Genomic DNA, 10,921 nt, shown 5'->3' with positions numbered 1-10,921 from the left:
CGCACTCACCACGAACCGCCGAGCGCGTCGGGCCAGCGCCGCACGACCCGGTCGATCAGCTCCTCGCTGGCCTCGGCGACGGGCGGGAAGGAGTCGATCCTGCTCCAGGGGCGGCACGCGTCGATCACCGCGCGGGTGTTGAACGGCGGGGCATCCTTCTCCCGCAGCGGGTCGACCCGGCTCCCCCAGGTCTTGCGCATGGTCTCGATGTCCTCTGCGGGGTCCGTGCGGGTGCACATCGCCCACACCACGTCGCTGAGGCTGCGCGGGTTGACGTCCGCGTCCACGACGACCACGAACTTGTTCATGTACGCGGCGGCGGGCAGCTGCGCCGCGAGGTAGCCCGCCTGCCTGGCGTGGCCCGCGTACCGCTGCTGGACCGCGACGGCGAGCAGCTGCCGCCCGCCGCCCGCCTCGTGCGCCCACACCCCCTCGACGCCCGGCAGCCCGGCCTGGATCAGCGCGTCCTGGATCATCGCGGACTTCATGACGCTGCGCATGTACGAGTAGTCGTGCGGGGGCTTCCCGGGGGGCGCCCCCAGCTGGATGGGGTCGTCGCGGTGGTAGATCCGCTCGATGTCCAGCGTCAGCACGGGCTCGGCGCCGCCGCTGTAGTACCCCGTCCACTCGCCGAACGGGCCCTCCTGCTCCCGCCGGTCCGGGTAGAGCCAGCCCTCCACCGCGATCTCCGAGGTGGCGGGGATGGGCAGCCCCGTGACCTCGCCCCTGATCACGTCGACGGGCCGGCCGAGCACGGCGCCCGCGTACTCCAGCTCGGAGACCCCGGTGGGCACCTCCGTGCCCGCGACGACCAGCAGCAGCGGGTCGTGCCCGAACGAGGCGGTAACCGGCGCCCTGCCCTCCCGGGCGAACCACTCCCGCACATGGGCCGCGCCGTGCTTGCCCGCCTCGATGTTGACGCTTGCGGCGCGGCCGTCGTTCTGCACCTGCATGCGGTACGCGCCCGCGTTGAGCACGCCCGTCCCCGGGTCGATGGTGAACACGGCGCACCCGGTGCCGATGTAGCGGCCGCCGTCCGCCTCGTGCCACTGCGGGACGGGGAAGTCCAGCAGGTTCGCCGCGTCGCCCGCGACGACGTTCTCCTTGACGGGTCCCGTCTCCACCTCGCGCACCGGGTAGCGCGAGGCGTTGGCCGCCCACTCGCCCGGCTTGCTGCGCAGCGCCTCCACCAGGGCGCGGTCGTCGAGGTCGGTACCGAGCCTGAGGGTCATCCCGAGGCGGCGGGCGTTGCTCATGGACGCGGTCAGCACCCGCTGCCCGGTGCGGTGGCCGACGATGTCGTCGAAGAGGAGCGCGGGCGGTGCGGGCCGCTTGTAGTTGGCCTCGGACGCGGCCCCGATCTCCTTGTCCCAGTGGGCACCGGTGATCGTTTTGACCTCGCCGAGCTTCTCCGCGAGCGCGAGCCAGCCCCGCAGGTCGTCGATGCTGTCAAGTGACGCCATGTCACTCACCCTTCGTCTCGTCCGCGGGGCCGCCGCCGGTGCGCCACGGGCACCGGCGGCGGTCGCGGGTCACCGGTACAGGGAGTCGATGAAGCCGGAGTCCCTCAGCTTGTCGACGTAGGAGTTGTCGATGAACTCGTCGGTGTCCTTCGGCATCGTGCCGACGCCCTTGGCGACGGTCGCGGCGAACGCGTCGTGGACGAGCCGCGGATCGACGCGCGGGTCCTTCGCCCACAGCTTGTCGAAGAAGTCGTACGAGTACTCGGCGAGCGCCTTGTTGTCGACGCCGCTGTGTTTCATGATGCTGCGCACCGCCGCGTCCCTGTCGTTGTGCAGCATGGCCAGGCACTCGGCCTCCGACTTGGTGAAGGCGGCGACGGCCTTGCCGTTGGCGGAGAGGTAACCGGTCTTCACCGTGTAGGCGTTGGCCGCGGTGGGCAGATCGGTGAAGTCCATGACCTTCTTGAAGCCCTTCTGCCGGGTCTTGGTGCCGGTGGGCGGCTGGGTGACGATCGCGTCGACCGCGCCGTTCTCCAGGGCGGACACCTCGGCCGGGGTGGACTTCAGGTAGATCTTCTGGATGTCCTTCTGCGACCAGCCGTTCTTCTTGATGAGCGCGTCGACCGCCGCGTCCCCGAGGGAGCCCGGCGAACTCAGGCCGATCTTGCGGCCCTTGAGACCGTCGCCCGCGGTGAGGGACTTCTTGCCCCACATCTCCATGTAGTAGCGCTTGATCGGCAGGGCGATGTAGCGCAGGTCGACCCCCTTGAGGTTCATCGCGCCCGCCGCGGTCGCCGTGGTGGCGCCGACACCGATCTGCACGCTGTTGCTGACGAGGGCGGCCACCAGCTGGGACGAGCTGTTCAGCAGGGTGATCTTCACGTCGAGGCCGTTCTTCTTGAAGACCCCCGCGTCCTCACAGATGTACAGGTCGGAGTAGGCGGCGCCGATGGCCGTGTAGCCGACCGTGATCTTCATGCTGGACGGCTGGATCGACGCGCTGCTCGTGGCCGCGCAGCCGGAGGCGGTCAGCGCGAGGGCCGCGGCCAGCGGGACGGCGAGCCGCACGGCGCGCCGCGGGCGCCACGGCACGGGTACACGCATGCGCATACGGGCCTCCTCTCAGTCCGTCGCGGACCAGAACGTGAACCGGCGCTCCAGGTAGCCCACGCCCCGCGTCAGGGCGATCGCGACCACCGCGATCACCGCGATCGAGGCCATCGCGTCGTCCATCTCGAAGTTCGACGTCTGCAACTGGACCTGGTAGCCGAGGCCCGATGACCCCATGAACAGCTCGGCGACGATCGCGCCGATGAGGGCGCGGCCCACCGCCTGCCGCACACCGGCGAGGATGTACGGGAGGGTCGCGGGAAACGCGACCGCCCGCAGTGTGTACATGCGGGAGGCGCAGTAGACGCGGGACACCTGCGCGTACGCCGGGTCGAGGTTGCGGGTGCCGGCGATCACGTTGATGAGCAGCGGGAACATCGCGCTCCACACCACGATGACCAGGCGGGCGTTCATCCCGATGCCGAACCAGAAGATCAGCATGGGCAGGAACACCACGTACGGCACCGAGTACAGGATGCTGATCAGCGGGTCGGTCAGCCCGTACAGGTACTTGTTGCGGCCGATCAGGAGGCCGACGGGTATCCCGACGACGACCGAGATCGCCATGCCGAGCGCGACGATCGACAGGGTCGAGCCGAGCGGCGACCAGATGGTGCCCGAGGTGACCGAGTCGATCAGCGCGACGAAGGCCCCGGCGGGCGAGCTGCTGAAGTTGGGGTCGACGATCCCGGTGGACGAGCAGAGCTGCCAGACGGCGAGCACCACCGCGAGACCCACCACGCCGAGGATCAGATTGAGGCGGCGGCCCGATCCGCGGCGCCGGCCCCGCCGCGCCACCCGGACCGGGGGCCCGACCCTATCCGACGACAGGTGTGTTGCTGCCACGGTCGCTCGCCGCCCTTCGTCCCGGCTGTGTCTGGCTCATGACGAGCCCGAGGATGTAGTCGTTCAACTCCTGGAATCCGGGGGACCGCTTCACGGCGGCGTCCCGGGGGCGCGGCAGGTCGATGTCCACCACCTCGACCAGGTGCGCGGGTCCGCTGGAGAACACCGCCACGCGGTCGGCGAGGAACACGGCCTCCGGCACGTCGTGCGTCACGAACACAGCGGTCTTGCCCTGGCCCGCCACATCGGCCTGCCAGATGCGGGTCAGCTCCTCCTGCATGACCTCCCTGGTCTGCGCGTCGAGCGCGGAGAACGGCTCGTCGAGCAGGAGGAGGTCGGGGTCGGTGGCGAGCGCGCGGGCGAGATTGACCCGCTGGCTCATGCCGCCGGACAGCTCGCGCGGATAGACGCGCTCCTTGCCCGCGAGTCCGACGAGCTCCACCAGCTCGGCGACTCTGGCCCGGCCCTTGGCGTCGAGGCGCTGCTGGGCCTTGAGGCCGAACTCGATGTTGGCCGTCACCGTGGCCCACGGGAACAGCGACGCCTGCTGGAAGACGAGCGAGCGGTCGGGCGCGGGGCCCGATATCTGCGTGCCGTTGAGCTCCAGGCGGCCCGAGGTCACCGGAACCAGGCCCGCGAGCGCGGTGAGGAACGTGGTCTTGCCGCACCCGCTCGGGCCCACCACGGCGACGAATTCGTTCTCCGCGATCTCGAACGAGAGCCCGTCGCACGCCAGCGAGAACGCCTCGGTGCGCGAGGACCAGTGCCCGAGCCGCAGGTCGTCGACGACGAGTTTGGACGTTGGGTGGTTCACGGATACCTCCTTACGAAGGGGGAGCCGGTCACACGGTCGGACACCCGTGAGCGGGGCGGGGCGGGCGGCATCGGGAGGACCGGAACGGCACGCGGAGGGCCTGTCCTGGCCCCGCACGGCACGCCCGCCGAGACCGCTCCGTCACGGCTCGTCGCAAAGTGTCGACACTAAGATTCAAACAGCACCCCCGGCCGATGTCCATAGCGTTGCGAACACCCGTCCAGATTGCTTCACGCGCGCGATATTGACGTTCTCCGGCCACCGCCGACCGCACGCCGATCGCACGCCGACCGCACGCGGACCGCTGTACGGCGCCCCCGGGCGCGGCCGGTTCCCGCGGCCCTTAAGGTGAGGAAAGCCCGCACAGGGGACAACCGGGCGGCACAATCCGGCACCCGGCCCCGCCCGCCGCCGCCCCGCGCCCCGCGCGCACCGCCGCCCGTCGGCAGGACTGCCCGACGGCGGGCCCCCGACAGCCGCGCGCCCGGCCTTCGGCGCCCCGCGGCACCCCCACGGCACCCCCACGACATAAAGTGTCGACACTTTCTGTCACGGGAAGTGGTCCCGCCGCCCGGCAGCCGGACAGCGGCGGCTCACCCCCGGGCCCCACCCGCACCACCGGCCGCCCGCAGCCGCTTACCGGCGCCGCCGCCGGGGTGTCCCTCCGGCTCCGCCGCCGGGGCGGCCGCTGCTCGGCGGCGCACCGGCCACGGCACCGCCCAGGGCGCGCGGGCGCGCCGCCCACGCCCAGAACGCGCGGCGCGGCGCCCGGGGCGCGCTCCACCGCACCCGGCCGCCGTCGAAGCGCCCACCGACACCCCTGCCGAGCCCACACCGACACGCCTACCGAGCCCCGCACACCGAAGCGCACACCGAAGCGCCCGCAGAACGCCCCGCCGGAGGCGGCCGTTCAGTCCAGGCCCCTGACCGCCCTGCGGAAGCCCGGCTGTGCCGCGAGGATGCCGCCGTCGACCGGCAGGGCGATCCCGGTGATCCAGGCGGCGTCGGACGACGCGAGGAAGGCGACCGCGGCCGCGATGTCCTCGGGCCGCCCCACCCGCCCCATCGGGTAGAGCGCGGCGGCCCGTTCGAGCGCGTCCTCGCGCCCCGCCCACCCCTCGGTGTGCACGGTGCCGGGTTCCACGAGGTTGACCCGCACGCCGCGCGGCGCCGCGTGCCCCGACAGGGTCCGCGTCAGGCTCGCGAGCCCCGCCTTGGCCGCGCTGTAGGCGTGGTTGCCGAAGTCCTGCTCGCCGTTGACCGAGCCGATGGAGACGATCGCGCCGCGCCCCGACGCCACCAGGTGCGGCAGCGCGGCCCGCGCGCAGCGGAACGCGCCGGTGAGGGTGAGGTCCAGGTCGCGGGCCCACTTGTCGTCGGGCTCGTCCTCGAACAGCGGCTCGTCGACGCCGCACGAGAACGCGTTGTTGACCAGCACGTCGAGCCGGCCGAACCGCCGCACGGCCCGCGCGACCGCCGCCTCCACCCCGGCACGGTCCCCCACGTCGCAGCGGAACGCCTCCGCGCCCTCGATGCCCGCGGCCGTCGCGGCGGCACGCTCCTCGTCGATGTCCGTGACGAGGACCCGCGCGCCCTCGGCGGCCAGCCGCCGCGCGGTCGCCGCCCCGATGCCGCGCCCCGCCCCCGTGATCAGGACGCCGTACCCGTCGAACCGCCGTACCGCCGCCCACCCGGCCGTACCGCCGCCGCTGCCCCGCTGAATCGCCGTCATCCGACGATCAGAACACCACGGCCCCCACCGGCACCAGGGGCCTGTCCGATCTGACGATCCCCGTCTGCCGCGCGACGGGAATCGTCAGACAGCCCCCGGAACGTGTGGACCGCCCCGCGCGCGGCAGGCCGAGCGCCGCCCTCACAGTGCCGAGCGGACCGCCCGCACCAGCGCCTGGGCCCGCGGGTCGGCCGTGACGCCCCTGCGCATCCCGTTGGTCACGTACCCGAAGGCGATCCCCGACTCCGGGTCGGCGAACCCCAGCGACCCGCCGCGCCCCGGGTGCCCGAAGGAGCCCTTCGCGAGCATCGGCGCCGCGGGGCCGTGCAGCATGTAGCCGAGCCCGAACCGGGTGGAGACCACGAGCACCCGGTCGGGGCCGGCCGACTCCTCGGTGCGCGCGAGCGTCAGCGTGGCCGGCGCGAACAGCCGGTGCCCGTCCACCGGTCCGATCATCGCCGCGTACACCCGCGCGAGCGCGCGCGCCGTGGCGATGCCGCCGGAGGCGGGCATCTCCGCGGCGTGGAACGCGGCCGCGTTCTCATCGGGCGCGGGGCGTACCGCGCCGAACGCCCGCCGCGTCAGCGACTCGGGGTCCGCGTACGCCTCCGCCACCGACCGCTTGGGCCGCAGCCGCAGTTCGCCGCCCGCCGCGGGCGGCTCGGCGACCTCGCCGATGCGGCCGACCCTGCGCCGCTCCTCCTCCGGCAGGCCGATCCAGAAGTCGAGGCCGAGCGGGCGCGCGACCTCCTCCGCGACCATGCGGCCGACCGTGCGTCCCGTGACCCGACGGACCAGTTCGGCGATCAGCCAGCCGTAGGTGTGCGGGTGGTAGCCGTGGTCGGCGCCCGGCTCCCAGACGGGCCGCTGCGCCGCGAGCGCCCGCGGCCCTGACTCGCCGTCGAGTGCCTGGGCCGGCGTCAGCGGCGTGTCGAGCACGGGCAGTCCCGCCCGGTGCGACAGCAGGTGCCTGACGAGGACGCGCTCCTTGCCCGCCGCCTTGAACTCGGGCCAGTACGTGCCGACCGGGGCGTCCAGGTCGATGTGGCCGCGCTGGTGCAGCAGCAGCGGCACGGCCGCCGCGACGCCCTTCGTGGCCGACCGCACGACCTGCGCGGTGTCGAGGGCCCATGGCTCACGCCCTGCCGCGTCGCGCGAGCCGCCCCACAGATCGACGACCTTCCGCCCGTCCCGGTACACCGCGACGGCCGCGCCGCGTTCGCCGAGGCGCTCGAAATTCCGTACGAAGGCGTCCCTGACCGGCTCGAAGCCGGCCGCCACCGTGCCCTGGACGTCCACGCCCGCACTCCCGCTCGTCATCCCGCCCGGCGCACCGCATGGCGCGCGGCACCCGAGTGGTGCCGCTTCTCTATGGTGCAACGTCCTCGGGGCCCCGGGGGACCAGGGGTGCGTCCCGCTTCCTTCCGCTGAGCGGAAGTCGCCCTGTGCGGCGCCCCGGTGCGCGGGCACGCTGGGCCCGACCCGGCCCGAGGCGGCTTCCCGCCACACCGTCGTGGCGGAGAAAGGCAGGAGCGATGAGTTCTCCCGTCGGCACGGAAACCAACACAGCCGGCACCGCCGGCACGGCCAGTACCGCCGGCGCGGCCCCCGCGCCCTGGTACGTGCGCAACCAGTGGTACGTCGCGGCGTACGGCGCCGAGGTGGGCCGCGAGCCCTTCTCCCGTACGGTCTGCGGCGAGCCCGTGCTGCTGTGGCGCACCGAGGCGGGCGCGGTCACCGCGATGTCGGACCGCTGCGTGCACCGGCGCTTCCCGCTCTCCCAGAAGCCGAGCCGCCTCGCGGGCGACCGGCTCGTCTGCGGCTACCACGGCTTCACCTACGGCGCGGACGGCGTGTGCGTCGCCGTGCCGGGGCAGCGCAGGGTGCCGAGGACCGCGCGGCTCACCCCGTACCCGGTGGCGGAGCGCGACGCGTTCGTCTGGGTCTGGATCGGGGACCGGGAGGCCGCCGACGAGGCGCTGATCCCCCGCGCGCCCTGGCTCGCCGACCCCGGCTACACGACCGTGTCGGGCAGGGAGCCGCTCGCCGCGCGCTACGGGCTGCTCGTCGACAACCTCCTCGACCTGTCCCACGAGACGTATCTGCACGGCGGGTACATCGGCACGCCCGAGGTGGCGGAGACGCCGATCACCACCGAGGTCGACGAGGCCGCCGGCATCGTGCGCGTCAGCAGGCACATGGACGACGCGGCCTGCCCGCCGTTCTACGCGGAGTCGACCGGGGTGCGCGGCCGGATCACGCGCTGGCAGGACATCGAGTACCACGCGCCGTGCCTGTACCTGCTGCACAGCAGGATCGCGCCGGCCGGCACCCCGCCGCCGGCCGCTGACGGTTCGGACCCGGACGCGTTCCACGTCGAGGTGGTGTACGCGATCACACCGGAGACCGAGCACAGCACGCACGACTTCTGGGCGGTGGCGCGGGACTTCGCCCCCGGCGACCGGGCGGTGACGGACTTCCTGCACGACAACAACCGCACGGTCGTCCTCCAGGACGTGGTCGCGCTCGACGCGCTGGAGCGTGCGGTGGCCGCGGAGGCCGGGGCGTACCAGGAGCTGAGCATCAACATCGACACCGGCGGCCTCGCGGCCCGCCGGATCCTGGAGCGTATGCGGACGGCGGGGGCGGGCGCGTGACCGGCGCACCGGCCCGGCGCGCCACCGCGGACGAGGTCTTCCGCATCCGCTGGCTGCCCGGCAGCGACGAGTTGCTCGCCGTCTGCTTCTGCGGCGCGGACCGGGTGTTCGACGACCCGGTGGAGCTGTGGGACTGGCTCCTCGCCCACCCCGGCCACCGGCGGGAACCCGCCGCGGGCGCCGCCGCCCCTGGGCCCGCCGCGGGAGCCCGCTCGTGACCGGCGCGGGCGGGGAGTTCACGGTCGTCGTCGCCCGCCGCGACGCCCTCGCGGACGGTGTCGTACGGCTCACCCTCGCGGACCCCGACGGCGGACAGCTGCCCGCCTGGACACCGGGCGCCCACCTCGACCTGCTGCTCGCGCCCCGCCTCGAACGGCAGTACTCGCTCTGCGGCGACCCCGCGGACCGCTCGGTGCTCCAGGTGGCCGTGGCGCGGGAGCGCGACGGGCGCGGCGGCTCGCGGTACGTGCACGACGAGTTGGCCGAGGGCGCCACGGTGGGCGTGCGCGGCCCGCGCAACACCTTCCCGCTCGTCGCGGCCGAGCGCTACCTCTTCGTTGCGGGCGGGATCGGCATCACCCCGCTCGTGCCGATGGTCGCGCGGGCGGCGGCGCACGGCGCCGACTGGCGGCTCGTCTACGGGGGCCGTACGGCGTCCGCCATGGCCTTCGCCGCGCCGCTCGCCGCGGCCCACCCCGACCGGGTCGAGCTGTGGCCGCGGGACGAGCGGGGCCTGCTCGACCTGGACGGGCTGTTCGGCGCCCCGCGCGCGGACACCGCGGTCTACTGCTGCGGCCCCGAGCCGCTGCTCGCCGCGGTCGGGGAGCGGTGCGCGCGGTGGCCGGCGGGCGCGCTGCACACGGAGCGCTTCTCGCCCGCGACGGGCGGGCCCGCCGGCCCCCTTGAGGCGTTCGAGGTCGAACTCGCCGCCTCCGGGCGCACGGTGACGGTGCCACAGGACCGCTCGATCCTCCAGGCGGTGGAGGACGCCGGGATCCAGGTCCTCTCGTCGTGCCGCGAGGGCACCTGCGGGACCTGCGAGACGGACGTGCTGGCAGGCGAGGTCGACCACAGGGACTCGCTGCTGACCCCCGAGGAGCGCGCCGCGGGCGACGTCATGTTCATCTGCGTATCGCGCTGCCGCTCCGGCCGCCTCGTCCTCGACCTGTGAGACCGATGGGACCTGCGGGGCCTGCGGGATCTGCGGGACCTGCGGGACCTGCGGCGCCCTCGGCCCCGCTCGGGTCTGCGTGCCCCGCGGCACCCCGGGGGACCGTGCACGGGCGGGGACCCGCCGGGGCCCGGACGCCCGGGCCCGCTCCCAGCGCCCGGGAGATGCCGCGCGCCGCGACCTGCACGAGCGGCACCAGGGTGTACGGCCGTACGCGGTCGGCGTGCGCCACGACCGAGACCGCGGCGACCACGTCGCCGTGCGGCCCGTGCACCGGCGCGGCGACCGAGACGCTGTCCTCGGTCACCTGCCGCTCGCAGATCGCCACCCCGGTGCGGCGCACCTCGGCGAGCGAGTGCCGCAGCACGCCGGGGTCGCACTCGGTGGCCGGGGTGCAGCGGGCCTGCGGCCCGGCCAGCGCGCGTTCCTGCACGTCGGGCGGGGCGTGGGCGAGCAGGACCCGTCCCACGCCGGTCGGCATGAGGGCGAAGCGGCCCGCCACCCGGGTCAGGACGGGGACGGCGCCGCGCCCCGCGAGCCGCTCGACGAACACCAAGGACAGGTCCTCACGGACCGCCAACTGCGCGTTCTCGCCGGTGACATGGACCAGGTCGGAGAGCTGCGGAAGGGCCGACTCGCGCAGCCCGAGACCGCGCGGCGCGAGCGAGGCGATCTCCCACAGCCTGAGCCCGATGCGGTAGCCGCCGCCCTCCTCGCGCTCCAGCGCCCCCCACCTGGCCAGCTCGCCCACCAGGCGGTGGACCGTGGTGAGCGGGAGGCCGGTGTGGCGCGCGAGGTCGGTGAGGGTACGGACCGGGGCGGCGGGCGTGAACGCCTCCAGCACGCACAGGGCCCGCCCGGTGACGGAGACAGGACCCCGCTGCCCCGCCGTGGCGGCGGGTCCCGCGCCGCGGCCCGCGTACCGGTCCCGACCGGCGCCCGCGCGGCCACGCCCCGCGCTCCCCGCGGCTCCGGCTCCCTCGCCCCGCACGCCCATTCCGCCATCGTCGGGCCGCCGGGGCCGGGGGTCAACGGTCCGACCGCCGGCCGCCGCGATGCGTAATTTTCACATGTTTGTACCATTAAGAGGTGATTTTGCCGTGCCGGGGTTTCACGACCCGGCATCCG

General features: G+C 74.0%; 10 protein-coding genes. 3 read left to right on the top strand and 7 right to left on the bottom strand.

Annotated features, from left to right (window positions below):
* Window positions 1–5: 5 nt before the first annotated feature.
* The 6 genes from ABEA77_RS09140 to ABEA77_RS09115 form a co-directional block, all read right to left on the bottom strand.
* Complete coding sequence (locus tag ABEA77_RS09140; RefSeq protein WP_345643704.1) at window positions 6–1,463, bottom strand: UbiD family decarboxylase; 1,458 nt, start codon at window positions 1,461–1,463, stop codon at window positions 6–8.
* Between the two features lie 69 nt (window positions 1,464–1,532).
* Window positions 1,533–2,573 carry an ABC transporter substrate-binding protein gene (locus ABEA77_RS09135; RefSeq protein WP_345643702.1) on the bottom strand — a complete coding sequence of 347 codons (1,041 nt, stop codon included), beginning with the start codon at window positions 2,571–2,573 and terminating at the stop codon, window positions 1,533–1,535.
* Window positions 2,574–2,585: 12 nt separating this feature from the next.
* Window positions 2,586–3,314: an ABC transporter permease gene (locus tag ABEA77_RS09130; protein WP_345643700.1), complete on the bottom strand. Its 729-nt coding sequence runs from the start codon at window positions 3,312–3,314 to the stop codon at window positions 2,586–2,588.
* 76 nt (window positions 3,315–3,390) lie between these two features.
* On the bottom strand, window positions 3,391–4,233 hold the full coding sequence (locus ABEA77_RS09125; RefSeq protein WP_345643698.1) for an ABC transporter ATP-binding protein: 843 nt from the start codon (window positions 4,231–4,233) through the stop codon (window positions 3,391–3,393).
* 910 nt (window positions 4,234–5,143) lie between these two features.
* Window positions 5,144–5,965 (bottom strand): SDR family NAD(P)-dependent oxidoreductase, encoded by an 822-nt coding sequence (locus ABEA77_RS09120; protein WP_345643696.1) that lies wholly within the window; start codon window positions 5,963–5,965, stop codon window positions 5,144–5,146.
* Between the two features lie 141 nt (window positions 5,966–6,106).
* Window positions 6,107–7,264, bottom strand: coding sequence for a serine hydrolase domain-containing protein (locus tag ABEA77_RS09115; RefSeq protein WP_345643881.1), 1,158 nt, complete (start codon window positions 7,262–7,264; stop codon window positions 6,107–6,109).
* A 236-nt stretch (window positions 7,265–7,500) separates the two neighbouring features.
* Between ABEA77_RS09115 and ABEA77_RS09110 the strand changes: the two genes are divergently transcribed.
* Genes ABEA77_RS09110 through ABEA77_RS09100 form a run of 3 tightly spaced genes read left to right on the top strand, consistent with a single transcriptional unit; the run spans window position 7,501 to window position 9,793 of the window.
* On the top strand, window positions 7,501–8,622 hold the full coding sequence (locus tag ABEA77_RS09110) for a Rieske 2Fe-2S domain-containing protein (protein WP_345643693.1): 1,122 nt from the start codon (window positions 7,501–7,503) through the stop codon (window positions 8,620–8,622).
* Window positions 8,619–8,840, top strand: a complete 222-nt coding sequence (locus ABEA77_RS09105) for a hypothetical protein (RefSeq protein ID WP_345643691.1) — start codon at window positions 8,619–8,621, stop codon at window positions 8,838–8,840. The genes ABEA77_RS09110 and ABEA77_RS09105 overlap by 4 nt, the downstream gene beginning before the upstream one ends.
* Complete coding sequence (locus ABEA77_RS09100) at window positions 8,837–9,793, top strand: PDR/VanB family oxidoreductase (protein WP_345643688.1); 957 nt, start codon at window positions 8,837–8,839, stop codon at window positions 9,791–9,793. Before ABEA77_RS09105 ends, ABEA77_RS09100 begins: the two co-directional genes overlap by 4 nt.
* Here the strand turns inward: ABEA77_RS09100 and ABEA77_RS09095 are convergent.
* Window positions 9,744–10,790: an IclR family transcriptional regulator gene (locus ABEA77_RS09095; protein ID WP_345643685.1), complete on the bottom strand. Its 1,047-nt coding sequence runs from the start codon at window positions 10,788–10,790 to the stop codon at window positions 9,744–9,746. The genes ABEA77_RS09100 and ABEA77_RS09095 overlap by 50 nt on opposite strands.
* Between the last annotated feature and the right edge of the window lie 131 nt (window positions 10,791–10,921).

Origin of the sequence: Streptomyces tremellae (assembly GCF_039540215.1) — a bacterium.
Lineage (GTDB): Bacteria > Actinomycetota > Actinomycetes > Streptomycetales > Streptomycetaceae > Streptomyces > Streptomyces tremellae.
The sequence above is the reverse complement of the archived record's forward strand: the minus strand, read 5'-3'. Positions and strand labels throughout refer to the sequence as shown.

Coding starts and splice junctions, on each gene's coding strand:
- ABEA77_RS09120 (WP_345643696.1), bottom strand. CDS start 5,965: ATGACGGCGATTCAGCGGGGCAGCGGCGGCGGTACGGCCGGGTGGGCG.
- ABEA77_RS09110 (WP_345643693.1), top strand. CDS start 7,501: ATGAGTTCTCCCGTCGGCACGGAAACCAACACAGCCGGCACCGCCGGC.
- ABEA77_RS09140 (WP_345643704.1), bottom strand. CDS start 1,463: ATGGCGTCACTTGACAGCATCGACGACCTGCGGGGCTGGCTCGCGCTC.
- ABEA77_RS09095 (WP_345643685.1), bottom strand. CDS start 10,790: ATGGGCGTGCGGGGCGAGGGAGCCGGAGCCGCGGGGAGCGCGGGGCGT.
- ABEA77_RS09135 (WP_345643702.1), bottom strand. CDS start 2,573: ATGCGCATGCGTGTACCCGTGCCGTGGCGCCCGCGGCGCGCCGTGCGG.